Raw genomic sequence first — 22,375 nt, forward strand, 5'->3', positions numbered from 1 at the left:
CCAGGGATGGCCGCCCGCGCCGGCTGAGCAACAATCGATGCTTTTGCGGTGGATCACCTCAGACGAATGCGCGCTCCCTCCCTCTCGGTCCGGCTCCTGCTGGTGGCCTCGGCAGCCCTGCTGCCGCTGGCCGTCGTCTGCGGCTTCGCGCTCAACGGGTTGCTTCAGGCCCAGCGCAACCAGACGCAGACCTCCACCATGGGCGTGGCGCGCGCGCTCGCCACCTCGGTCGACAGCGAGCTGCGGCTCACGATCTCGGCGCTGCAGGCGCTGGCGCTGGCCGAGCCGCTGGGCGCCAACGAGGACAGCGGCCTGATCGACGCGCTGGTGCTCGCCAAGGCGCTGCGCGCCTCGCATCCCGAATGGCGCGGCGTGCTGCTGATCGCGCCCTCGGGCAAGGTGGTCTTCAGCAGCGAGGGCTCGGTGGCCGGGGCCGACGGCGAGGTGGTCGAGGCCGCCAGCCTGGCCGAGGTGATCCGCACGCGCCAGCCCGGCATCGGCGCCTTGACGCCGGGGCCGCGCGGCAATCTGGCCTTCGCGGTGCGGGTGCCGGTGGTGCGCGACGACGCGGTGCGCTACGTGCTCACCGCCATCGTGCGGCCCGAGGCGATCGGTGCCGTGCTGGCGCGCCAGCGCGTGCCCGAGGGCTGGGCGGTCTCGGTCTTCGATTCGGCGCTGACGCGCGTGGCGCGCTCGCGCGAGGACGATCGCTTCCGCGGCCGGCCGCCCAGCGACAGCCTGCGCGCGCTGCTGCAGACGATGAAGGAGCGGCGCGAGTACGTCGGCACCACGCACAACGTCGACGGCACCGAGGTGCAGACGGCGGTGGCGCGCATCGACGTCGCGCCCTGGATCGTCGCGCTCGGCGCACCCACCGCGGTGGCCGACGACGCGCTGCGCCGCACCCTGGTCGCCTATGGCGGCGGCCTGCTGGTCTCGCTGCTGCTCGGCGCGCTCGTGGCCTGGTGGATGTCGCGCTCGATCACGCGGCCGATGGCGCGCCTGCGCCGCAGCGCCGATGCGCTCGGACACGGCCTGCCGGTCTCGACCCATGCCTCGGGCATCGCCGAGATCGACGCCGTGGCGCATGCGCTGGCCGATGCCGCCACCCAGCGCACCGAGCACGAGGCCGAGCGCGACAGCCTGCTGAACGCCGAGCGCGAGGCACGCACCGTGGCGCAGGCCGCGCAGACGCAACTCGAGCGGCTGGTGAGCGCGAGCGCGGTGCTGTCGCGCTCGCTCGAGGAGGAGTCGACGCTGCAGGCCATCGCCGGCATCATCGTGCCGCACGTGGCCGACCTCTGCCGCATCGACCTGCTCGACGAGCACGACGTGCTCGAGCGCAAGCTCACCCACCATGCCGACCCCGCGCGCAGCGCCGAGATCGCGAAGTTCGTGGACAACAGCGAAGCCCCGACCACGGGCCCCGGCTCGTTCCCCTGGGCCGTCGCCAGCGGCCAGACCTTCATCGGCAACCTCGACAGCCCCGGCGACTTCGAGCTGCTCGACCCGCAGCTGCGCGCCTTCGTGCAGATGCTGGGCATCACGGCCGGCTGCGTGGTGCCGCTGGTGGCGCGCGGACGCACCATCGGCGCGATGGCGATCCTGCAGGACCGCTCGAAGCGGCGCTTCTCGCCGGCCGACGGCGCCCTGATCGGCGAGCTCGCGCAGCGCGCCGCGCTCGCGCTGGACAACGTGCGCCTGCTCGCGCGCGCCCGCAAGGCGCAGACCCAGGCCGAGGTGGCGAGCCAGGCCAAGGACGAGTTCCTCGCCATGCTGGGCCACGAGCTGCGCAATCCGCTGGCGCCGATCTCGCTCGCGCTCACGCTGATCGAACGCAAGGACGAAAAAGCCTTCCCGCGCGAGCGCCAGATCATCGAGCGGCAGGTGCGCCATCTGTCGCGGCTGGTCGACGACCTGCTCGACATCTCGCGCATCGTGTCGGGCAAGATCGTGCTGCGGCCCGAACCCGTCGACCTGCGCGACGTGGCCGCCAAGGCGATCGAGCTCACGCAGCCCGCGCTGCAGCCGCGCGCGCGCATGCCGCGCCTGAGCCTGCCCGATCAGCCGGTGCCGGTGCTCGGCGATCCGCTGCGGCTGGTGCAGATCGTGTGCAACCTGCTGAACAACGCCGCCAAGTTCACCCAGCCCACCGACGAGATCGTGCTGGACCTGCGCATGGCCGGTGGCCAGGCCGAACTGTCGATCAGCGACGAGGGCATCGGCATCGCGCCCGAGCTGCTGCCGCACGTGTTCGACCGCTTCGTGCAGGGCGCGCAGCAGCTGCAGCGCGCGGCCGGCGGCCTGGGCCTGGGCCTGGCCATCGCGCAAAGCCTCGCGAAGCTGCATGGCGGGCTGATCGAGGCACAGAGCGCCGGCGAAGGACAGGGCAGCCGCTTCATCGTGCGCCTGCCGCTGGCCGGTGCCGCGGCCGCCGAGCCCGAGGCGCCCGCCGATGCGGCCGCCATCGGCGCGCCCACGTTGCGCCTGCTGCTGGTGGACGACAACCTCGATGCGCTCGACGTGCTGGCCGAGTGGTTCGCGCTCGAAGGGCACGATGTCCGCAAGGCCGGCAGCGCCGAGGAGGCGCTGCAGCTGCTCGAGGCCGGGCCGGTGGACGCGGGCATCTTCGACATCGGCCTGCCCGGCATGAGCGGACATGAGCTCGCGCGGCGCGTGCGCGAGCGCGAATCGGGCACGCGACGGATCGCCCTGCTCGCGCTGACCGGCTATGGCCAGGAATCGGACCGGCGCCAGGCGCTCGAGGCCGGTTTCGATGCGCACTTCTCGAAGCCGGCCGACCTCGGCAAGCTGCGCGAGGCGCTGCGGCAGCTCACGGACGATGCGCCGGTTACCGCCTGAGGGCGGTGGGTCTCAATCCAGCTTCTGCTGCTGCGGCAGCGAGGTGATGAAGAAGCGGATCGGCACCTCGCGCCAGACCACGGTGCCGTCGTCGGGCGTGGGCTTGAACTGCCACTTCCACACCGTCTCGACCGCCGAGCGGTCCAGCCGCGGATAACCGCTCGACTTCTGCACCTCGATCGCGGCCGGCTTGCCCGCCGGCGTGGTGCGCACGCGCAGCATCACCATGCCCTGCTCGCCATTCGTGCGCGACTCGGCGGGATACGGCGCATTGGGATTGGGCGGGTTGGGCTTCCATTCGCCGGGGTCGGCGGGCGGGTTCGAGGTGCAGGCGGCCAGCAGGGCGAGGATCGCGCTCGCCACGAGTGTGCGGGCAAGAGAGGAGCGGAGGTTCATGAGGCGGTTGTCGTGGTTGTGGTCGCTGGCGACGGGGGCATTCTGCATCGCCCTCTCCTGCTGGCGGCTGCGCGTCATCCCGGATACAGGCGCGCGCTCAGGCTCGCACTCGCCTTCTGCAGCGCCGGCAGGAAGGCCTCGCGAAACTCCGCCAGCGTCATGCGCTCTGTTCGCACCGCGATGCTCATCGCCGCCACCACCTGCTGCGCGCGGTCGCGCACCGGCACGGCCATGGAGCGCACGCCGAGTTCGAGCTCGCCGTCGTTGCTGGCATAGCCCTCGCGCCGGCAGCGCGCGACGATGGCCAGCACCTCGGCCGCGTCGGTGACGGTGCGCGGCGAGAGCCGTGGCCGCGGCATGGCGCGGATGCGGCGCTCGGCCTCCTCGGGCGGCAGGCTCGCGAGCAGCACGCGGCCCAGCGCCGCGCAGTAGGCCGGCAGGCGCGAGCCGATGCCCAGGCCGGTGCTGAGGCTGCGCCGCGCGGTGGAGCGCGCGATGATGATCGCGTCGTCGTCCTGCAGCAGCGCGAGCGAAGCCGATTCGCGCGTGCGTTCCGACAGCGCGTCGAGCAGCGGCTGCGCCACCGAAGGCTCGGGCCGCGACGCCAGATAGGCATGCGCCACCAGCAGCGCCTTCGGCAGCAGCCAGAAGCGCTTGCCGTCGCTGTCGAGATAGCCGAGCGCGCGCAAGGTCAGCAGCGAGCGCCGCGCCGAGGCCGGCGTGCTGCGCGTGAGCCGCGCGACCTCCGACAAGTCGAGCCGGCTGTGCTGGCGACCGAAGCAGGTCAGCACGGCCAGCCCCTTCTCGAGCGAGGCGACGAAGTTCTTGTCGGGAGCGGGCTCTTCCTCGCTCGGGGCGTCGGTCCGGGTTTTGCGCATAGCGCAAATCTAGCTTGTTTGCGCACCGGCCCGCAAGGACACTGAAAACCCCTCGATGCACGAACAAGACGGAGACACACGATGTTCCACAGACTCGCCGCGCGCACGCTCGGCCTGGCGGCCCTGGCCGCGCTGATGCTGCCCGCGCTGCCGCTCGCCGCGCGGGCGCAGACCGCCAACGAAAAGGTCGCGCGCATGATCGTTCCCTTCCCCGCCGGCGGCACCGCCGACATCCTGCCGCGCGTGGTGGCCGACAAGCTGCGCGACCAGTTCCCCGGCGGCCTGGTGATCGAGAACCGCACGGGCGCCGGCGGCAACATCGGCGCCGACGTGGTCTACCGCGCCGAGCCCGACGGCAAGACCCTGCTGGCCTCGCCGCCCGCGCCGATCGCGATCAACCAGCACCTCTACAAGAAGCTGGGCTTCGACCCCACGCGCTGGGTGCCGGTGACGGTGCTCGCGACGGTTCCCAACGTGCTGGTGGTAAACCCGAAGCTGCCGGTGCACAACGTGGCCGAGTTCATCGCCTACCTCAAGGCCAACCCCGGCAAGGTGAGCTTCGCCTCGCAGGGCAACGGCACCACCTCGCACCTCACGGCCAGCCTGTTCATGCAGCTCACCGGCACCGAGATGACGCACGTGCCGTACAAGGGCACGGCGCCCGCGCTGGTGGACCTGATCGGCGGCCAGGTCGACGTGTTCTTCGACAACATCTCCTCCTCGCTGCAGTTCGCGCGCACCGGCAAGGTCCGCATCCTCGCGGTGGCCGACGAGCACCGCAGTCCCGCGCTGCCCGAGGCGCCGACCTTCGCCGAGCAGAAGCTGCCCGCGATGAACGCCGTGACCTGGTTCGCGGTGGTCGCGCCGCCGGGCACGCCGGCACCGGTCGTGGCCTCGACGCAGAAGGCCATCGCCACCGCGCTCGCGCTGCCCGACGTGAAGCAGAAGTTCGCCGAGCAGGGCGCCGAGCCGCGCGGCTGGGACAGTGCCCGCACCGGCCAGTTCATCCAGGCCGAGTCCGCCAAGTGGCACAAGGTCATCCAGAGCGCCAACGTCACCCTCGAATAAGCCCGCCATGTCCATCGCTTCATCCACCGCGTCCGCGCAGCCGATCCACTGGTCCGGGCCCGGCCTCACGCGCATTCCCTTCGGCGTCTACAGCGACGCGCAACTGGCCGCCGACGAACAGGCGCGCATTTTCCGCGGCCAGACCTGGAACTACCTGTGCCTCGAGGCCGAACTGCCCGAAGGCGGCAGCTACCGCACCACCTTCGCGGGCGAGACGCCGGTGGTGGTGGTGCGCGACGACGACGACGAGATCTACGCCTTCGAGAACCGCTGCGCGCACCGCGGCGCGCTGATCGCGCTCGAGAAGTCGGGCCGCAGCGAGAACTTCCAGTGCGTCTACCACGCCTGGAGCTACAACCGCAAGGGCGACCTCACGGGCGTGGCCTTCGAGAAGGGCGTGAAGGGCCAGGGCGGCATGCCCGCGAGCTTCTGCAAGGAAGCGCACGGGCCGCGCAAGCTGCGCATCGCGCGCTTCTGCGGGCTGGTGTTCGGCAGCTTCTCGGAGGACGTGCCCTCGATCGAGGAATACCTCGGCGACGACATCTGCGCGCGCATCGAGCGCGTGCTGCACAAGCCGGTAGAGGTGATCGGCCGCTTCACGCAGGCGCTGCCCAACAACTGGAAGCTCTACGTCGAGAACGTGAAGGACAGTTACCACGCGAGCCTATTGCATCTGTTCTTCACCACCTTCGAGCTCAACCGGCTGTCGCAGAAGGGCGGCGTGATCGTCGACGAGAGCGGCGGCCACCACGTGAGCTATTCGATGATCGACGCGGCCGCCGAAAAGGATGCCTCGTACAAGGAACAGGCGCTGCGCTCCGACAACGACCGCTATCGCCTCAAGGACCCGAGCGTGCTCGCGGGCTTCGCGGAGTACGACGACGGCGTGACCTTGCAGATCCTCTCGGTGTTCCCTGGCTTCGTGCTGCAGCAGATCCAGAACTGCCTCGCGGTGCGCCAGGTACTGCCCAAGGGCAGCGCGCGCACCGAGCTCAACTGGACCTACATCGGCTACGTCGACGACACGCCCGCGCAGCGCCGCGTGCGGCTCAAGCAGTCGAACCTGGTCGGCCCCGCGGGCTTCATCTCGATGGAGGACGGCGCGGTCGGCGGCTTCGTGCAGCGCGGCATCGCGGGCGCGGCCGACCACGAGGCCATCGTCGAGATGGGCGGCGACGGCGCCGTCTCGAGCGAGGGCCGCGCGACCGAGGCCTCGGTGCGCGGCTTCTGGAAGGCGTATCGCCAGCACATGGGCGCTTGAGCACCCGACGAGGAAAGTACACCCATGATCGACCTGCTGGCGCTGTGCGCCTTCAACGCGGCCTATGCCGATGCCATCGACAGCGATGCGCTCGAGCGCTGGCCCGACTTCTTCGCCGACGACTGCCACTACCGCATCACCCACGTCGAGAACGAGCGCGAGGGACTGCCCGCGGGCATCGTCTACGCCGACTCGCGCGCGATGCTCGAGGACCGCATCGCCGCGCTGCGCGAGGCCAACATCTACGAGCGGCAGCGCTACCGCCACCTGCTGGGCATGCCGCTGCTGCTCGAGGCCGAAGCCGAAGCCGATACTGCCCGCACGCGCACGCCCTTCATGGTGGCGCGCATCATGGCCACGGGACAGACCGAGATGTTCGCCACCGGCAGCTACGAAGACCGCTTCGTGCGCCGCGACGGCCGCCTGCTGCTGCAATCGCGCGTGGCCGTGTGCGACAGCACGGTGACCGACACCCTGCTCGCGCTGCCGCTGTGAACGCCGAGTCTTCTCTTCGAACGCCGCGCCGGCTCGCGCTCACGGCGGGCGATCCCAACGGCATCGGGCCCGAGATCGCGCTGAAGGCCCTGGCCGCGCTGCCGCGCGAAGACCGCGAACGCATCGTGTTGTACGGACCGGCAAACGTGTTCGAACGCACGGCGGCGCAGCTCGGCCTCGACGCGCTGCTGCGCGATGCGGCGCTGGTCGCCACCGGCGACCTCGAAGCGCAACCCGGACGTATCGACGCCGCAGCGGGCGCCTCCGCCGTCGCATCGGCCACGGCCGCGCTGCAGGCCTGCCGACGCGGCGAAGTCGATGCGGTGGTCGCCTGCCCGCACCACGAGACCGCGATCCATCGCGCCGGCATCGCCTTCAGCGGCTATCCCTCGCTGGTGGCGCGCGTGTGCGGCATGGCCGAGGAGCGCGTGTTCCTGCTGCTCGTGGGCGGCGGGCTGCGCATCGTGCATGCGACGCTGCACGAGAGCGTGCGCACCGCGCTCGACCGCATGACGCCCGCGCTGGTGGCCGAGGCGATCCGTGCCGGCGCGCGGGCCTGCGCGCTGCTGGGCGTGGACCGGCCTTCGATCGGCGTGTTCGGCATCAACCCGCATGCTTCCGAGGGCGGGCTGTTCGGGCCCGAGGATGCCGCGATCGTCGCGCCGGCGGTCGAGGCCGCGCGCGCCGAGGGCCTGCGCGTGGACGGCCCCGTCGGTGCCGACCTGCTGCTCGCGGAGCGCACGCACGATCTCTACGTGGCGATGTTCCACGACCAGGGCCACATCCCGGTCAAGCTGCTGGCGCCGCGCGCAGCGAGCGCCCTGAGCATCGGCGCCGATGCGCTGCTGTCGAGCGTCGGCCATGGCAGCGCGATGGACATCGCGGGCCGCGGCATCGCGAGCCCCGAGGCCGTGCTGCGCACCATCGCGCTGCTGTCGGGTCTGCCGAACGTGTCCGGCGAGGTGGTGCCATGAGCCACCGCATCGCTATCGCCGACAGCGACCTGGCCTTCGACGGCAACGAGGGCGAGACCGTGCTCGACGCCGCATTGCGCGCCGGCATCGAGCTGCCCCACTCGTGCCGCAAGGGCGTGTGCGGCAACTGCGCGGGCACGGTCGCGCAAGGCGAGGTCGCACCCACGGGCCGCGGCGCGATGGTCAACGAGACCTGCTTGCCGGGCCAGGTGCTGTTGTGCATGTGCACGGCCGCGAGCCCCGCGCTCGAGATCCGGCCGGTGTCGTGGCGGCGCATTGATCCGGCGGCACGCAAGCGCTTCGCTGCCAAGGTGTTTCGCCACCAGCTCGTCGCACCCGACGTCTCGCTGCTGCAGCTTCGGCTGCCCGCGGGCCAGCGCGCGCGCTTCCAGGCCGGCCAGTACCTGCAGCTCAAGCTCGACGACGGCAGCACGCGCTGCTATTCGATGGCCAATCCGCCCCACGAGAGCGACACGCTGACGCTGCATGTGCGCCATGTGCCCGGCGGCGCGTTCAGCGCGCGCGTGCCGCGGCTCGAAAGCGGCGAGCTGCTCGAGGTGGAACTGCCCTTCGGCGCCTTCTCGCTGGCCGGTGAAGCCGACGACACCGCGCCGCTGGTCTTCGTGGTCGGCGGCACGGGTTTCGCGCCGGTCAAGTCCATCCTCGACGACCTGATGAAGCGCCGCGCCGATCGGCCGATCACGCTGCTGTGGGGCGCGCGCCGCGCACAGGACATCTACCTGCCCGCGGCGATCGCGCGCTGGCAGCGGCAGTGGCCGTCGCTGCGCTTCGTCGCGGCCCTGAGCGACGAGGACGCGACAGTGGACGAAAGCCTGCGCGCCGAGTACATCCGCGGCCGGGCCGACGAGGCGCTGGCACGGGCCTCCCCCGACCTGCGCGGGCACGCGCTGTACTGCTGCGGCTCGCCAGCGATGGTGGCGGCGGTGCGCGAGGCCGCGCTCGCGCGCTGCGGCCTCGACGCCACCGACTTCCATTCCGACGTGTTCGTGGAGGGCCCAGCCGCCTAGGCGCTTGCGCTCAGCCGTGGCGCTGGTTGATCAGCGCGATCAGCGCATGCGGCTGCAGCGGCTTGCCCAGGTGCGCGTCGAAGCCGGCCTCGGTCGCCTTGCTGTGGTCCTGCGGCCGGGTGAAGGCCGTGTGGGCGATCGCGAAGATCCGCGGCTTGCCGCGCGCGACCTCGAGCTGGCGCAGCTCGCGGATCAGGTCGTAGCCATCGCGCCCCGGCAGGCCGATGTCGCTCACCAGCACGTCGGGCCACTTCTGGTCGAGCAGCTGCAACGCGCCGTCGAAGTCGGGCGCGATGCGCACCAGCGCGCCCGCGTCGGACAGCACCACGGCGAGGATCTCGCTGGCATCCACGTTGTCCTCGACCACCAGCACCTCGAGCCCCGCGAGCAGATGGTCGGAAAGCGAATCGCCAGCGGCCTGGCGCGCATCGAGCAGGATGATCCCGCCGTCGCCGTCGGGCACCACGCCGAGCGACACGCGCAGGGTCGCTCCCTTGCCCTCGCCTTCGCTGTGCGCCGAGACCTGCCCGCCATGCAGTTCGGCGAGGTTCTTCACGATCGACAGCCCGAGGCCGAGGCCGCCATGGAAACGGTTGTCGGGCGAATCGCTCTGCGAGAAGCGGTCGAACAGGTGCGGCACGAAATCGCTCGCGATACCGCGGCCGAAGTCCTGCACCGACAGGTGCAGCCGGTCGCCGCTGCGCACCAGGTCGACCACGATGCGCCCGCCCTCGTCGGAGAACTTGATGGCATTCGACAGCAGGTTCCACACGATCTGCTGGAAGCGCGTGCCGTCGAGCCAGGCCGCCTGCTCGGCGCCTTCCTGGTTGAAGCGGATCGCCAGTTTCTTCGCGGCCGCGGCGGCGTTCGAGGCCTCGATCGAGGCGGTCACCAGCGCGGCCGGGTCCACCCATTCGCGGTGCAGCCGCAGCTTGCCCGAGCTGATGCGCGAGACGTCGAGGATGTCGGAGATCAGGCGCGCCTGCGCCTTCACGCTGCGGTCGATGGCGTTGAGGCCCTTCTCCATCTGCTCGGGCGCGCGGTTGCCGACCTTCAGCAGGTGCACCCAGCCACCGATGGCATTGAGCGGGTTGCGCAGCTCGTGCGAGAGCACGGCCACGAAGTCGTCCTTGGTGCGACTCAGGCGCTCGGCCGAGGCGCGCGCCGCCTGTTCGCGCTCGAGCACCTCGCTGCGGCGCGCCTCGAGTTCGAAGCGCTCGGAGACGTCGAGCGCGATGCCCACGCGCAGGCCGGGTTCGATCGGCGTCGACAGGGTCCATTCGAGGCGGACCCATGTGCCGTCCTGCCGCAACAGCGGGAACTCGCCGGTCCAGGTCGCCGCCGGCTGCAGCGGGTCGCCGCTCTCCGTGGTGTGTTGGTGCACGAACTCGGTCCAGTCCGGCGGGGCGAAGGCGCTGACCGCCTGGCCGACCAGCATCTCGCGAGCGCGGCCGAGCATGCCGACCATCGCGGGATTGACGTCGGCGATGCGCCCCCGCGCATCGACCAGCGCGATGCCCAGCGGCGCCTGGTCGTAGATGGCGCGAAAGCGCGCCTCGCTCGCGCGCTGCCGCTCCTCGGCCATGCGCGCGCGGATCAGCGCCTGCAGCGTGGCGATCAGCACCGGCGGCTCGACCGGGTGCACCAGGTAGGCGTCGGCGCCCGCGTTGAGTCCGGCCACCTTGTGCTCGTTGCGCACGAAGGTCGCCGACAGGTGCACCACCGGCAGGGTCGAGGTCTCGGGGCGCAACCGCAGCTGCTGGCAGACCTCGAAACCACTGAAATCGGGCAGGTGCACGTCGAGCACGACGGCCGAGATGTTCTTCGGCGCCAGCCGCACGGCCTCGCCGCCGGTGCCCGCTTCCTGGGTCTGGAAGCCGGCCGCGCGCACCACGCGCGCGGTGGCGTAGCGGGTGGTGGGGTTGTCGTCGACCACCAGCACCGTGTGCTGCGAGCGGTCGATGGTGATGTTGATGACGGGGTCGATGTTCATGCCTGCCCCGGGTGCTGTTCGTTCGCGGCGCCGCCCGCCCCGTTCCAGCCCCAGTCGCGCTCCCCGTCCTGCGCCTCGGCGCCAGACTGGCGCCGCAGTTGCACCGGCAGCGTAACCGAGAAGGTCGAGCCCTTGCCGAGTTCGCTCTCGAGTTCGACATGGCCACCAAGCAGCGTGGCGAGCTGCTTGCTCAGCGACAGGCCCAGGCCGGTGCCGCGCAGCCGCTTCTGCACCGGCGAGTCGACCTGCGAGTAGTCGTCGAACACGGCCGCATGGTGCTCGGGCGCGATGCCGATGCCGGTGTCGGCCACCGAGAAGCGCACGCGATCCTCGCCCACGCGCATCGCGGTCACGCGCACCTCACCCTCGGGCGTGAACTTGAGCGCGTTCGAGATGAAGTTGCGCAGGATCTGCGACAGCTTGCGGTCGTCGGTGTAGAGCTTGGGCAGGCCCTCGGGCTCCTCGAAGATCAACGCGGTGGCCGGGTTGCCGAGCACCGGGCGGAACATGCCGCGCAGCGCCGAGAACAGGTCGACCATCTCAAACCAGGCCGGCGAGATCTCCACGCGGCCGGCCTCGATCTTGGCCAGGTCGAGCAGGTCGTCGACCATCTCGGCGAGTTCCGAGGCCATGGTCTCGACGAAACCGACCTGCTTCTCCTGCTCGGGCGTGAGCGGGCCGTCCATGCGGTCGTTGAGGATGCGCGTAATGCTGCGGATCGCATTGATCGGCGTGCGGAACTCGTGGCTCATGTAGGCGAGGAAGCGGCTCTTGAGTTCGGTCGCCTTCTTGAGCTGCTCGGCCTGCGCATCGAGCTCGGCATAGAGCGCCACCACGCCGCGGTTGGTTTCCTCGAGTTCGGCGCGCAGCTCGTCGCTCTCCTGGCGGCTCTCGGCCAGCTGGCGCGCGAGCGCCGAGGCCTCGGTGTCGTGCGCGGTGTCGAGTTCGCTGCTGCTCATCGCCATTCCTTTCGCCGCAGAACCACGACCGTCGCATCGTCGCGGTGACGCGTATGGTCGCGCAAAAGCACGGCCGCCACCAGCGTGGGGTCCTTTTGCAGCAATGGCCGGATGCGGTCGGCCTGCCAGCGCGTCTCGATGCCGTCGCTGTGCAGCACCACCAGCGCATGCGGCGGAAGTTCCATGGTGGCGGCCTCGGGCTTGCGGATCTGCATGCCGGCGGTGCCGTGCTGGGTCAGGATGCCCTTGTCGAAGATGCCCGAGAGCACGCGCCCGACGATATTGCCGGCGCCCGACCAGGCGATGGACTCGCCCTCGGTATCGAGCTTCAGCACGCACACGGCCGCGCCGCGCGTGGTCTGCAGGCGCTGGTGCAGTTGCTGCACCGCGTCGCGGACCTCGCGCCCGGGCGCCTCGGCGAAAGCCTCGGTCGCGGCCTGCGCGGCCTTGGCCGCCTCGGGCCCGTGGCCCAGCCCGTCGACGAGCAGTAGGTTGAAGTGGTCACCCTCGGGCGACACCGAAGCCGCCCACGCGTCGCCGCTGACGGATTCGTAGGGCGCCGGAAGGCACAGCGCACCGATCTGCACCCGCTGCGCGCCCGGTACCTCGGCCGCGCCGCGGCCGCGCGCCTCGCGCACGCGCGCCACGCAGACCGTGCCCTCGGGCACCGACGAATGGATGTCGAACTCGTCGGCCAGCCGCCGCACCGCGCCCAGGCCGGTGCCGGGCGTGCTGCCCGAGGAATGGCCGTCCTGCATCGACAGCGCGAGGTTCTCGATGCCCGGTCCCTCGTCGATCGAGACGATCTCGAGCTCGTGCATCTGCGGCCGCGAAGCGATCAGCAGCCGGCCCTTGCGCGCATGCCGCAGCAGGTTGGTGCCGAGCTCGGTGATCACCAGCGCGACCCGGCCCGCGTCGACTTCGTTCCAGGCCATCTCGGCCACGGCCAGTGCCGCATGGCGCCGGGCCTCGCCGATGCGGCTGGCATCGTCGATCGGAAACGCTCGATGGGTCCAGCCCGCGATCACTTCCACTTGGTGATGCTCACGCGCGTGCCGGCACCGGGTGCCGACTGGATCTCGAAGTCGTTCACCAGCCGCTTGCTGCCCGGCAGGCCCAGGCCCATGCCGCTGCCGCTGGTCCAGCCGTCGGTCAGCGCCAAGGCGATGTCCTCGATGCCGCGGCCTTCGTCCTCGAAGTGCAGCTGCAGCCCGCGCCGGCCGTTGCGCTCGACGAACTCCCAGCGCATGCGCCCGCCGCCGCCGTGGATCAGCGCGTTGCGCGACAACTCGCTGGCGGCCGTGATCATCTTGGTCTGGTCGACCAGCGACAGCTTGAGCTCCTGGCACAGCGTGCGCACCATCTGGCGGCTGGCCACGATGTTCTGCTCCGAGAGCAGCGGCAGCGTGCCCGTGGGGTCAGCGGCCAAGGGTGTTCTCCAGGCGCGCGCGGCGCAGCATTTCCATGCCGCGCTCGACATTGAGCGCCGTCTTCACGCCCTCAAGCGAGAGCCCGAGCTCGACCAGGGTGATCGCCACCGCCGGCTGCATGCCCACCACCACCGTGGTGGCCGAGAGGATGCGGGCGATGCCCGAGATGCTGGTCAGCATGCGGCCGACGAAGGAGTCGACGATCTCGAGCGCCGAGATGTCGATCATCACGCCCGAGGCGCCGGTCTTGGCGATCTGGCCGGCCAGGTCGTCCTGCAGCTGCAACGCGGTCTGGTCCTGCATGTCGACCTGGATCGTCACCAGAAGGATGTCGCCCATGCGCAGGATGGGAATGCGGTCCATGGCGGCTCCGCTCAGGCCATGCGCTCGATGCGCCAGCCGGTCTGCCTCAGGGCCAGCGCGAGCGCATCGGCCAGCGTGGCCTTGGTCTGCACGCCCTGCAGGTCGATGCCCAGGTGCACGATGGTCTGGGCGATCTGCGGCCGGATGCCACTGATGATGCAGTCGGCGCCCATCAGGCGGATCGCGGTCACGGTCTTGAGCAGATGCTGGGCGACCAGGGTGTCGACCGTGGGCACGCCCGTGATGTCGATGATCGCGATGCCGGAGCCGGTCTCGACGATGCGCTGCAGCAGCGCCTCCATCACCATCTGCGTGCGGCCGCTGTCGAGCACGCCGATCATCGGCACGGCCAGCACGCCTTCCCACAGCTTCACGACCGGGGTCGAGAGTTCGAGCAGTTCCTCCTGCTGGCGGCGGATGATGTCCTCGCGAGCCTGCTGGAAAGTGGTCACCGTGTGCTGCGCGAGCTTGTCGACCGAGGCCGACAGGGTCCACAGCGCGCTGGCCAGCGCGGCGGGATCCTTCGCCAGCCGGCGCTGCAGCGCATCGAACAGCGGCTTCTTGAGCGCCAGCACGAACAGGCTGGTGTCGCCGGCCGACTCGCCCTTGGCCGCGCGCGTACGCGAGAGGTTGGCCAGCGTGTCGCGCAGCGGTGCCCATTCGGCCGCCTCGAAGCGCGCGGCGTCGCCGCCCGCGGCCAGAACGCCGTCGAGCTGGCGCAGCAGCTCGCCGCCCTCGGCCTTGGCGGAGCGACGCGCCCCCGGTTCGCTCACGCGGGCTTCGTCCAGCCAGCCCTCGAGGACGTCGTTCTCTTCCTCGCGCAGCGTCGCGCGCAACGCTTCATGGTCGTTCTTCATGGATTTCCTCTCGGTATTTGCACGGTTCGCGGTCCCACCACCGACCGCCCGTGCATTCGATCATGCACGCGGCGGCTCCCTTCCCTAATTTGAGTATTTGGTTCGCGTCGGGGATCGTAGCCGTCGGCGGACCGCGCCGACGAAGCTGCATCAGTCAAGCGATGCCGCATCCTCGTGTAGGTCGTATCCCACATATAGGATGGGTGAGGCGATCTTCGACTGGGCCCGGTTTCGCGCCGGCGCGCAATGTCTTTTGACATAGCGGCGGGCTTCTTGTTGCCAAGGTGTGGGATCCAGGCCGCGCTGCGTATCCATTCGTACGCCGACGTACTGCTTGCGCCTACATGAGCGACGCCCGGGCACGAGACAATCGCGCCATGGTGGAGATCAGCAACATGGACATGGATGCACTGGCCGCAGAGGCTGCGGAATGGCGCCGTCGCGCCCTGCGCGGCGACGCGCGCGCACGCGGCATGGCGCATGAACTCGAGCGCACGTTGCGCCGTCACCTGCCCTCGATGCCGGTGGCGGGCCTGGAGCTCGACACCCGCCCGCTCGAACTCCGCAAGCCGCCACCGCGCTGGTGGAAGCTCTGGTAGGCAGGGCGCGCGCCCTGCCCTCCATCGGGCTCCTTCAGTTCCTTCCCAGGGCCGCGACCACCGCGTCGCCCATTTCCTCGGTGCCCACGCGCGTGCTGCCGGCCTGGTAGATGTCGCCGGTGCGCAGGCCATCGGCCAGCACGCGGCGCACCGCCTGCTCCACGCGATCGGCGTTCGCCGCCTGGCCGAACGAGAAGCGCAGCATCATCGCCATCGACAGGATCGCGGCCAGCGGGTTCGCGAGGTTGCGCCCGGCGATGTCGGGCGCGGTGCCGTGCACCGGCTCGTACAGGCCGAAGCTGCCGGCCGCCATCGAGGCCGAGGGCAGCATGCCGATGGAACCGGTGAGCATCGCGGCCGCGTCGGACAGGATGTCGCCGAAGATGTTGCCGGTGACGATCACGTCGAACTGCCTGGGCGCGCGCATCAGCTGCATGGCCGCCGCATCGACGAACAGGTGCGTGAGCTCCACGTCGGGATACTCGGCGCCCACGCGCGTGACCACCTCGCGCCACAGCTGCATCACTTCGAGCACGTTGGCCTTGTCGACCGAGCACAGCCGGCCCTTGCGCGCGCGCGCCGTGCGAAAGGCCACGTGCGCGATGCGCTCGACCTCGGGCTCGGAATAGCGCATGGTGTTGAAGGCCTCGCGCTCGCCCGCTGCATTGACGCCGCTGCCGCGCGGCTCGCCGAAGTACACGTCGCCCGTGAGCTCGCGCAGGATCAGGATGTCGAGCCCCTCGACAACCTCGGGCTTGAGCGTGGAGGCACCGATCAGTTCGGGAAACAGGAAGGCCGGCCTGAAGTTCGCGAACAGGCCCAGCTCCTTGCGCAGGCGCAGCAGGCTCGCGCCGGGCCGCATCATGAACGGGATGGCCTCGTCGCCGGGCATGCCGGCCGAGCCGAACAGGATGGCGTCGGCCTTGCGCGCGATCTCGCTGGTCGCCGCGGGCAGCGGGTCGCCCGCGCTGTCGATGCCGGCCTGGCCGATCGCGGCATGCGCGAGTTCCAGCGGCTGGGCCGTGCCCACCACGGCCTTCAGCACCTTCAATGCCTGGGCGGTCACCTCGGGGCCAATGCCGTCGCCCGGCATCACTGCGATCTTCATGTCTGGGAACCTTTTCTAGCTGTTCAGAGGGAGGAATGGGACAGCGCGGCCTCGGCGGCGCGGCGCCGCTCGAAGTCCTCGATGCGCGCGCGCTGGGTCAGCGTGTAGTCGATCTCGTCGAGGCCCTCGAGCAGGCAATGCCGCGCGAAGGGATCGACGGCGAAGGACTCGACCTCTCCACCGGGCCGCGTGACGGTCTGCGCGCGCAGGTCCACGCGCAGGCGCGCGCCGGGCGCGGCGGCGAGTTCGGCCAGCATCGACTGCACCGTGTCTTCGGGCAGGCGCACGGGCAACAGGCCGTTCTTGAGCGCGTTCGAGAAGAAGATGTCGCCGAAGCTCGGCGCGATCACGGTGCGAAAGCCGCCGTCGTGCAACGCCCACACCGCATGCTCGCGCGAGGAACCGCAGCCGAAGTTGCGGCCCGCGACCAGGATGCGCGCCCGCGCGTACACCGGATCGTTGAGCACGAAGTCGCCGCGGCGCGCGCCCGCGGCATCGTGGCGCACGTCGTGGAACAGGTAGTCGCCGAAGTCGTCCGAGCGCGGCTTCTGCAGGTAGAGCGCGGGCACGATCTGGTCGGTGTCGACATTGATGCGCGCGAGCGGCGCGGCGACCGCGTCGAGGGAGGTGAAGGCTTCCATGGGTTCGGGGCGTGGGTTCGTGGCAGCGGCGCTTCAGCGCGCCGGCGGGATCGCGCGCACGTCGGTCAGCCGGCCGGTGATGGCGGCGGCCGCGGCCATCGCCGGGCTCATCAGGTGGGTGCGCGAGCCCGGCCCCTGGCGGCCGACGAAGTTGCGGTTCGAGGTCGAGGCGCAGCGCTGGCCCGCGGCCACCTGGTCGCCATTGGTGCCCAGGCACATCGAGCAACCGGCATGGCGCCATTGCAGGCCGGCGTCGCGGAACACCGCGTCGAGCCCCTCGGCCTCGGCCTGCTGCTTGACGAGCCCCGAACCGGGCACGACCCAGGCTTCGACGCCTTCGGCCACGCGCCGGCCGCGCACCACCTCGGCGGCGCTGCGCATGTCCTCGATGCGGCCGTTGGTGCACGAGCCGATGAAGACCCGGTCGACCGCGAGATCGGTCAGCGCCTGGCCCGGTGCCAAGCCCATGTAGGCGAGCGTGCGCTGCATCGCCTCGCGCCGTTCGGCGCTGGCCGCCTGCGCGGGATCGGGCACGCGGCCGGTGATCGGCAACGCGTCCTCGGGGCTGTTGCCCCAGGTGACCATGGGGGCGATGTCGGCGGCCGACAGGCGCACCTCGCTGTCGAAGGCCGCGCCCTCGTCGCTCGGCAGCCGGCGCCACATGGCCAAGGCCGCGTCCCAGGCCGCGCCGCGCGGCGCCTCGGGTCGGCCGGCCAGCCATTCGAAGGTGGTGTCGTCGGGCGCGACCATGCCCGCGCGCGCGCCGGCCTCGATCGACATGTTGCACACCGTCATGCGGCCCGCCATCGAGAGCGCGCGGATCGCCTCGCCCGCGTACTCGATCACGTGGCCGGTGCCGCCGGCGGCGCCGATGCGCGCGATCACGGCCAGGATGATGTCCTTGGCCGACACGCCTTCGCCGAGCCGGCCGTCGATGCTCACGCGCAGCGTGCGCGGCCTGCGCTGCCACAGCGTCTGCGTGGCCAGCACGTGCGCCACTTCCGAGGCGCCGATGCCGAAGGCCAGCGCGCCGAGCGCCCCGTGCGTGGCCGTGTGGCTGTCGCCGCAGACGATCACGCTGCCCGGCAGGCTCAGGCCCTGCTCGGGACCGACCACGTGCACGATGCCCTGGCGGATGTCGTCGAGGCCGAAGAAGCGGATACCCGCGGCCGCGCTGTCGTCGTGCAGCGCCTGCGCCATCGCGCGCTTCTCGGCGTCGGCGATGTCGGCCAGCACGCGCGAGCCGGTGGGCACGTAGTGGTCGGGCGTGGCGAAGGCGCGCTCGGGCCGGCGCACCGGCAGCTGCCGCTGGCGCAGCATCTCGAAGGCCGGCGCCGAGCCGTCCTGCACCAGGTGACGGTCGACGTACAGCAGGCTCTGGCCGTCGTCGCGCTGCATCACGACATGCGGCTCCCAAATCTTGTCGAACAGGGTGCGGGGAGCGGGGGAAGCGGACATGGGATCGTCGGAAGGGTGGGAAGAAGAGAGGACAGGGCCAGGGTTCAATCGAGCTTCACGCCCGAGATGCGCACGATCTCGGCATACCGCCTGGTCTCGCTGGCCATGAAGCGGCCGTACTCCTCGGGCGTGCCGCCGCCGACCTCGGCGCCGAAGGCCAGCATGCGCTTCTGGAACTCGGGCGACTTGAGCACCGCGTTGGCCTCGGCATTGAGCTTGGCGATGATGGCCTTGGGCGTGCCGGCCGGCGCCGACAGGCCATACCACGAGGAGGCATAGACGCCGGGCAGCCCCACCTCGTCGAAGGTGGGCACGTCGGGCAGCGCGGGGTTGCGCTTCTTCGAGGCCACCGCGAGCGCGCGCATCTTGCCGCTGGCGACGAAGGGCAGGCAGGTGGTGGTGTCGAGCATCAGCGAGACATGGCCCGCCGCGAGGTCGGCCTCGGCCGGCGCCGTGCCCTTGTAGGGCACGTGCACGATGTCGATCTTGGCCGCGCTGGCGAACTGCACCGCCGCCAGGTGCTGCGAGGAACCGATGCCGCCCGAGGCGTAGTTGAGCTTGCCGGGATTGGCGCGCGCGGCGTCGATCACGTCCTTGGCGGTCTTGAACGGCGAGTCGCCGGGCACCACCAGGATGTTCGGCACCGCCGACACGTAGATCACCGGTTCGAAGTCCTTGACCGGATCGAAACCGAGCTTGCTGTAGAGGCTGGCATTGACCGCGTTCGGGCTGATCGAGGACATCAGCAGGTTGTAGCCATCAGGCTTCTGCCGCGCCGCGAGCTCGGTGCCGATGTTGCCGCCGGCGCCCGCGCGGTTGTCGATCACGAAGGGATGGCCGAGCCGGTGGCCGAGCATGTCGGACACGATGCGTGCCGTGGTGTCGACGCCGCCGCCCGCGGGCCAGGGCACCATGAGCTTGATCGGCTGGCTGGGGTAGTTGGCGGCCGCGTCCTGGGCCGGCGCCAGCGTGGGGCCGAAACCCGCGAACAGCACCGCGGCCATCGTGCAGGCATGCAGTTTCTTCATCATTGCGCGTCTCCTGTCTTGTAGTGGCCGCATCCTAGGCCCGCAGAGGAAGGCGCCGCAATCACAATTAACGCATGCAGGCATGAGCTAAAGTCAGACCCCATGACACGCCGCCTGCCACCGCTCAATGCCTTGCGCGCCTTCGAGGCCGCCGCGCGCTGCGGCAACTTCACGCGCGCCGCGCACGAGCTCTGCGTGACCCAGGGCGCGGTGAGCCGCCACATCGCCACGCTCGAGAGCTGGCTCGAGGTGCAGCTGTTCGAGCGCGGCCGCCACGGCATCCGGCTCACGCCCGCGGGCCAGAGCTACCACGCCAGCATGCGGGTGGCCTTCGACCAGATCGAGCTCGGCACGCGGCAGCTGCAGCAAAGCCCCGACGAGTGGCTGCTGCGCGTCAAGCTGCCGCCCACCTTCGCGATCCGCTGGCTGATTCCGCGGCTGGCGCGCTTCCATGCCAGGCATCCGCGCATCGACGTGCAGATCACCACCTCGCACAAGCCGACCGATTTCGAGCGCGACGACGTGGACGTGAGCATCCACTCCGAGCCCAGCCCGCCCGAGGGCCCGGGCTACCGGCTGCTGTTCCGCGAGACGCTGCTGCCGGTGTGCGCGCCAGCGCTGCTGCAGCGCGATCCGCCGCTGGCGCAACCGGCCGACCTCGCGCAGCACGCGCTGCTGAGCTCGCTGAACCGGCCGCAGGACTGGCCAGCCTGGCTCGAGGCCGCGGGGCTGAGCGGTCTCGACACCCATCGCGGCCTCAAATTCGAGAACGCCGCCATGGCCTACCAGGCCGCGGCCGAGGGGCTGGGCGTGATGATGGGTTTGCTGGCCTTCGTGCGCGACGACCTCGCGAGCGGCCGGCTGGTGGCGCCGCTCGCGCTGCGGCTGCCGACCGAGGGCGGCTACTTCATGGCCTGGCGCGCCGACCGGCCGGTGCCGCAGCGGGTGCGCGACTTCGAGCACTGGATGGCCGAGGAAGTGGCGGCCGCCGAAGGCTGAAACAAGGGTTCCGACCGGGCCGCGGGCTTTCCCCGATGCGCCACCACGGCCATGCGGCCAAAAATGACTACGTATTCATGAATACGTACCCAAAGACGACTCCACCATGACCCTGAAGATCCAGAAACTCCCCTCGGTGCTGGGCGCCGAGGTGACCGGCATCAGCCTGCGCACCCTGACCGACCCCGACACGCTCGCGCAGCTGCGCGCCGGCATGGACGAGCACGCGGTGCTGGTCTTTCGCGACCAGCCGCTCGAGAACGAGGAGCAGCTCGCCTTCGCCGAGCGCTTCGACGGCACGCTGCACAGCAAGACCTCGGTCGCCGTGCTCGCCAAGAACCGCTTCGGCAACGAGGCCCTGACCGACATCTCCAACGTCGGCGCCGACGGCCAGATCCTGCCGGCCGACCACCGGCTGCGCATGAGCACCATCAGCAACCGGCTGTGGCATACCGACGCCTCGTTCGAGAACCCGCCCGGGCGCTACTCGATGCTGTCGGCGCGCGTGGTGCCGCCGGTGCGGGCCGACACCGAGTTCGCCGACATGCGCGCCGCCTACGACGCGCTCGACGATGCGACGAAGGCCGCCATCGAAGGGCTGCAGGTCTTCCATTCGATCGCCTACTCGCGCCAGATCATGGGCTTCGAGTTCTCCGAGGAAGAGAAGCAGCGGCTCAAGGGCGCGGTGCATCCGCTGGCGCGCACCCTGCCGCGCACCGGGCGGCGCTCGCTCTACCTCGCCTCGCATGCCTCGCACATCGTCGACATGGCCGTGCCCGAGGGCCGGCTGATCCTGCGCGACCTCAGCGAGCATGCGACGCAGCCGCAGTTCATCTACCGCCACGAATGGCGGGTGCACGACTTCGTGATCTGGGACAACCGCACCACCATGCACCGCGCGCGGCCCTTCGACGACAAGAAGTACCGGCGCGAGCTGCGGCGCACCACGACGCTGGACCTGCCGCTGCCCGCGGCCTCGACCGCGACGGTGGCCGCATGAAGGCCCGCTCCCTGTGGCGCGCCGCGGGCCTGTGCGTGGCCTCGCTGGTGGTGTCGGCCGCCGCGCTGGCCCAGGCCTGGCCGGCCAAGCAGCCCGTGCGTTTCGTCGTGCCCTACCCGCCCGGCGGCGCCTCCGACGTGACCGCGCGCCTGCTCAGCGTGAAGCTCACCGAGGCGCTGGGCCAGGCCTTCGTGGTCGAGAACCGGCCCGGCGCCAACGGCCTGATCGCGCTCGAGTACGTCGCCAAGTCGGCGCCCGACGGCTACACCATCCTCATGGCCAACCTCGGACCCAACGCGATCAACCCGGCCGTCTACCGCAAGCTGCCCTACGACGCGATCAAGGACTTCACGCCGATCACGCTGACCTCGGTGGTGCCGCTGGTGGTGCTGGTGCAGCCCTCGATGCCGGTGAACTCGATGAAGGAGCTGATCGCCTATGCCAAGGCGCATCCCGACAAGCTGACCTATGCCTCGGCCGGCAACGGATCGGCCAACCATCTCGCGGGCGAGATGATGAAGTCGATGGCGAACTTCAAGATGGTCCACGTGCCCTACAAGGGCGATGCGCCCGGCCTGCAGGACACCATCGCGGGCAACGTGAGCGTGATCTTCCCGACCGTGATCGGCGGCATGTCGCAGATCAAGAGCGGGCTGCTCAAGCCGATCGCGGTGACCGGCGCCAAGCGCTCGTCGGCGCTGAGCTCCGTGCCCACCGTGGCCGAAGGCGGCATCCCGAACTTCGAGGCCAACTCGTGGGGCGGCGTGATGGGTCCGGCCAACCTGCCGCCCGAGATCGTCGCGCGGCTCAACACCGAGATCGTGAAGATCCTCAAGCAGCCGGAGACGGCCGCCAAGCTCACGTCGATGGGCGCGGACATCGTCGGCTCGACGCCCGAGGAGTTCGCGAGCTACCTGAAGAACGAAGTCGCGAAGTGGGGCAAGGTGGCCCACGAGAACAACATCACGTTGGACTGAG

Annotated in this window: 22 protein-coding genes; 10 read left to right on the forward strand and 12 right to left on the reverse strand. The window is 70.5% G+C overall.

Going from position 1 to position 22,375, the window contains the following annotated elements:
• The first annotated feature begins 66 nt into the window (after window positions 1–66).
• Entirely contained in the window at window positions 67–2,862 is a 2,796-nt protein-coding gene (locus AC1HIL_RS34840; RefSeq protein ID WP_479668978.1) for a hybrid sensor histidine kinase/response regulator, read from the forward strand.
• A gap of 12 nt (window positions 2,863–2,874) precedes the next feature.
• On the opposite strand, the gene AC1HIL_RS34845 is transcribed toward AC1HIL_RS34840, so the two are convergent.
• Window positions 2,875–3,306: an energy transducer TonB gene (locus AC1HIL_RS34845; protein WP_479668977.1), complete on the reverse strand. Its 432-nt coding sequence runs from the start codon at window positions 3,304–3,306 to the stop codon at window positions 2,875–2,877.
• A 26-nt stretch (window positions 3,307–3,332) separates the two neighbouring features.
• The gene (locus AC1HIL_RS34850; protein ID WP_479668976.1) at window positions 3,333–4,136 is read right to left on the reverse strand and encodes an IclR family transcriptional regulator domain-containing protein; all 804 of its coding nucleotides are present in this window, start codon (window positions 4,134–4,136) and stop codon (window positions 3,333–3,335) included.
• Between the two features lie 81 nt (window positions 4,137–4,217).
• On the opposite strand from AC1HIL_RS34850, the gene AC1HIL_RS34855 reads away from it, so the two are divergent.
• From AC1HIL_RS34855 to AC1HIL_RS34875, 5 genes are read left to right on the forward strand one after another with little or no spacing between them, the layout of a single operon-like run.
• Entirely contained in the window at window positions 4,218–5,204 is a 987-nt protein-coding gene (locus tag AC1HIL_RS34855; protein ID WP_479668975.1) for a Bug family tripartite tricarboxylate transporter substrate binding protein, read from the forward strand.
• Window positions 5,205–5,211: 7 nt separating this feature from the next.
• The gene (locus tag AC1HIL_RS34860; RefSeq protein ID WP_479668974.1) at window positions 5,212–6,465 is read left to right on the forward strand and encodes a Rieske 2Fe-2S domain-containing protein; all 1,254 of its coding nucleotides are present in this window, start codon (window positions 5,212–5,214) and stop codon (window positions 6,463–6,465) included.
• A gap of 24 nt (window positions 6,466–6,489) precedes the next feature.
• Window positions 6,490–6,960, forward strand: coding sequence for an aromatic-ring-hydroxylating dioxygenase subunit beta (locus AC1HIL_RS34865; RefSeq protein ID WP_479668973.1), 471 nt, complete (start codon window positions 6,490–6,492; stop codon window positions 6,958–6,960).
• A complete protein-coding gene (locus AC1HIL_RS34870) occupies window positions 6,957–7,934 on the forward strand; it encodes a PdxA family dehydrogenase (protein ID WP_479668972.1) in 978 nt (325 codons plus the stop codon). Before AC1HIL_RS34865 ends, AC1HIL_RS34870 begins: the two co-directional genes overlap by 4 nt.
• Window positions 7,931–8,962 carry a 2Fe-2S iron-sulfur cluster-binding protein gene (locus AC1HIL_RS34875; protein WP_296736841.1) on the forward strand — a complete coding sequence of 344 codons (1,032 nt, stop codon included), beginning with the start codon at window positions 7,931–7,933 and terminating at the stop codon, window positions 8,960–8,962. The genes AC1HIL_RS34870 and AC1HIL_RS34875 overlap by 4 nt, the downstream gene beginning before the upstream one ends.
• Window positions 8,963–8,972: 10 nt before the next feature.
• Here AC1HIL_RS34875 and AC1HIL_RS34880 read toward each other — a convergent pair whose 3' ends face one another.
• The 6 genes from AC1HIL_RS34880 to AC1HIL_RS34905 are packed head-to-tail and all read right to left on the reverse strand — an operon-like array spanning window position 8,973 to window position 14,564.
• Window positions 8,973–10,955, reverse strand: coding sequence for a hybrid sensor histidine kinase/response regulator (locus AC1HIL_RS34880; RefSeq protein WP_057593895.1), 1,983 nt, complete (start codon window positions 10,953–10,955; stop codon window positions 8,973–8,975).
• On the reverse strand, window positions 10,952–11,914 hold the full coding sequence (locus AC1HIL_RS34885; RefSeq protein WP_479668971.1) for a sensor histidine kinase: 963 nt from the start codon (window positions 11,912–11,914) through the stop codon (window positions 10,952–10,954). Before AC1HIL_RS34885 ends, AC1HIL_RS34880 begins: the two co-directional genes overlap by 4 nt.
• Window positions 11,911–12,948 carry an ATP-binding SpoIIE family protein phosphatase gene (locus tag AC1HIL_RS34890; protein ID WP_057593894.1) on the reverse strand — a complete coding sequence of 346 codons (1,038 nt, stop codon included), beginning with the start codon at window positions 12,946–12,948 and terminating at the stop codon, window positions 11,911–11,913. Before AC1HIL_RS34890 ends, AC1HIL_RS34885 begins: the two co-directional genes overlap by 4 nt.
• Window positions 12,939–13,343, reverse strand: coding sequence for an anti-sigma regulatory factor (locus AC1HIL_RS34895; protein WP_057593893.1), 405 nt, complete (start codon window positions 13,341–13,343; stop codon window positions 12,939–12,941). Before AC1HIL_RS34895 ends, AC1HIL_RS34890 begins: the two co-directional genes overlap by 10 nt.
• Window positions 13,333–13,707, reverse strand: coding sequence for an STAS domain-containing protein (locus AC1HIL_RS34900; RefSeq protein ID WP_057593892.1), 375 nt, complete (start codon window positions 13,705–13,707; stop codon window positions 13,333–13,335). The genes AC1HIL_RS34895 and AC1HIL_RS34900 overlap by 11 nt, the downstream gene beginning before the upstream one ends.
• Before the next feature lie 11 nt (window positions 13,708–13,718).
• Window positions 13,719–14,564: an STAS domain-containing protein gene (locus tag AC1HIL_RS34905; protein ID WP_057593891.1), complete on the reverse strand. Its 846-nt coding sequence runs from the start codon at window positions 14,562–14,564 to the stop codon at window positions 13,719–13,721.
• A 377-nt stretch (window positions 14,565–14,941) separates the two neighbouring features.
• Here AC1HIL_RS34905 and AC1HIL_RS34910 point away from each other — a divergent pair, with 377 nt between their 5' ends.
• On the forward strand, window positions 14,942–15,163 hold the full coding sequence (locus AC1HIL_RS34910; protein ID WP_208513274.1) for a hypothetical protein: 222 nt from the start codon (window positions 14,942–14,944) through the stop codon (window positions 15,161–15,163).
• Between the two features lie 34 nt (window positions 15,164–15,197).
• Here AC1HIL_RS34910 and leuB read toward each other — a convergent pair whose 3' ends face one another.
• Genes leuB through AC1HIL_RS34930 form a run of 4 tightly spaced genes read right to left on the reverse strand, consistent with a single transcriptional unit; the run spans window position 15,198 to window position 19,401 of the window.
• Window positions 15,198–16,271 (reverse strand): 3-isopropylmalate dehydrogenase, encoded by a 1,074-nt coding sequence (gene leuB / locus AC1HIL_RS34915; protein ID WP_422099357.1) that lies wholly within the window; start codon window positions 16,269–16,271, stop codon window positions 15,198–15,200.
• A 23-nt stretch (window positions 16,272–16,294) separates the two neighbouring features.
• Window positions 16,295–16,912 carry a 3-isopropylmalate dehydratase small subunit gene (leuD, locus tag AC1HIL_RS34920; protein WP_261216875.1) on the reverse strand — a complete coding sequence of 206 codons (618 nt, stop codon included), beginning with the start codon at window positions 16,910–16,912 and terminating at the stop codon, window positions 16,295–16,297.
• 33 nt (window positions 16,913–16,945) lie between these two features.
• Complete coding sequence (gene leuC, locus AC1HIL_RS34925; RefSeq protein WP_479668970.1) at window positions 16,946–18,370, reverse strand: 3-isopropylmalate dehydratase large subunit; 1,425 nt, start codon at window positions 18,368–18,370, stop codon at window positions 16,946–16,948.
• Window positions 18,371–18,414: 44 nt separating this feature from the next.
• Window positions 18,415–19,401: a Bug family tripartite tricarboxylate transporter substrate binding protein gene (locus tag AC1HIL_RS34930; protein WP_057593886.1), complete on the reverse strand. Its 987-nt coding sequence runs from the start codon at window positions 19,399–19,401 to the stop codon at window positions 18,415–18,417.
• Window positions 19,402–19,500: 99 nt separating this feature from the next.
• Between AC1HIL_RS34930 and gcvA the strand changes: the two genes are divergently transcribed.
• The 3 genes from gcvA to AC1HIL_RS34945 all read left to right on the forward strand — a co-directional run bounded on the left by gcvA (window position 19,501) and on the right by AC1HIL_RS34945 (window position 22,374).
• On the forward strand, window positions 19,501–20,397 hold the full coding sequence (gene gcvA / locus AC1HIL_RS34935; protein WP_057593885.1) for a transcriptional regulator GcvA: 897 nt from the start codon (window positions 19,501–19,503) through the stop codon (window positions 20,395–20,397).
• Between the two features lie 106 nt (window positions 20,398–20,503).
• Window positions 20,504–21,397, forward strand: a complete 894-nt coding sequence (locus AC1HIL_RS34940) for a TauD/TfdA dioxygenase family protein (protein WP_057593884.1) — start codon at window positions 20,504–20,506, stop codon at window positions 21,395–21,397.
• Entirely contained in the window at window positions 21,394–22,374 is a 981-nt protein-coding gene (locus tag AC1HIL_RS34945) for a Bug family tripartite tricarboxylate transporter substrate binding protein (RefSeq protein ID WP_479668969.1), read from the forward strand. The genes AC1HIL_RS34940 and AC1HIL_RS34945 overlap by 4 nt, the downstream gene beginning before the upstream one ends.
• Window position 22,375 lies beyond the last annotated feature (1 nt).

The sequence above is a fragment of the Variovorax sp. ISS6 genome, assembly GCF_056523145.1.

Coding starts and splice junctions, on each gene's coding strand:
- AC1HIL_RS34840 (WP_479668978.1), top strand. CDS start 67: ATGCGCGCTCCCTCCCTCTCGGTCCGGCTCCTGCTGGTGGCCTCGGCA.
- AC1HIL_RS34845 (WP_479668977.1), bottom strand. CDS start 3,306: ATGCAGAATGCCCCCGTCGCCAGCGACCACAACCACGACAACCGCCTC.
- AC1HIL_RS34850 (WP_479668976.1), bottom strand. CDS start 4,136: ATGCGCAAAACCCGGACCGACGCCCCGAGCGAGGAAGAGCCCGCTCCC.
- AC1HIL_RS34855 (WP_479668975.1), top strand. CDS start 4,218: ATGTTCCACAGACTCGCCGCGCGCACGCTCGGCCTGGCGGCCCTGGCC.
- AC1HIL_RS34860 (WP_479668974.1), top strand. CDS start 5,212: ATGTCCATCGCTTCATCCACCGCGTCCGCGCAGCCGATCCACTGGTCC.
- AC1HIL_RS34865 (WP_479668973.1), top strand. CDS start 6,490: ATGATCGACCTGCTGGCGCTGTGCGCCTTCAACGCGGCCTATGCCGAT.
- AC1HIL_RS34875 (WP_296736841.1), top strand. CDS start 7,931: ATGAGCCACCGCATCGCTATCGCCGACAGCGACCTGGCCTTCGACGGC.
- AC1HIL_RS34880 (WP_057593895.1), bottom strand. CDS start 10,955: ATGAACATCGACCCCGTCATCAACATCACCATCGACCGCTCGCAGCAC.
- AC1HIL_RS34885 (WP_479668971.1), bottom strand. CDS start 11,914: ATGAGCAGCAGCGAACTCGACACCGCGCACGACACCGAGGCCTCGGCG.
- AC1HIL_RS34900 (WP_057593892.1), bottom strand. CDS start 13,707: ATGGACCGCATTCCCATCCTGCGCATGGGCGACATCCTTCTGGTGACG.
- AC1HIL_RS34905 (WP_057593891.1), bottom strand. CDS start 14,564: ATGAAGAACGACCATGAAGCGTTGCGCGCGACGCTGCGCGAGGAAGAG.
- AC1HIL_RS34910 (WP_208513274.1), top strand. CDS start 14,942: ATGGTGGAGATCAGCAACATGGACATGGATGCACTGGCCGCAGAGGCT.
- leuB (WP_422099357.1), bottom strand. CDS start 16,271: ATGAAGATCGCAGTGATGCCGGGCGACGGCATTGGCCCCGAGGTGACC.
- leuD (WP_261216875.1), bottom strand. CDS start 16,912: ATGGAAGCCTTCACCTCCCTCGACGCGGTCGCCGCGCCGCTCGCGCGC.
- leuC (WP_479668970.1), bottom strand. CDS start 18,370: ATGTCCGCTTCCCCCGCTCCCCGCACCCTGTTCGACAAGATTTGGGAG.
- AC1HIL_RS34930 (WP_057593886.1), bottom strand. CDS start 19,401: ATGATGAAGAAACTGCATGCCTGCACGATGGCCGCGGTGCTGTTCGCG.
- gcvA (WP_057593885.1), top strand. CDS start 19,501: ATGACACGCCGCCTGCCACCGCTCAATGCCTTGCGCGCCTTCGAGGCC.
- AC1HIL_RS34940 (WP_057593884.1), top strand. CDS start 20,504: ATGACCCTGAAGATCCAGAAACTCCCCTCGGTGCTGGGCGCCGAGGTG.
- AC1HIL_RS34945 (WP_479668969.1), top strand. CDS start 21,394: ATGAAGGCCCGCTCCCTGTGGCGCGCCGCGGGCCTGTGCGTGGCCTCG.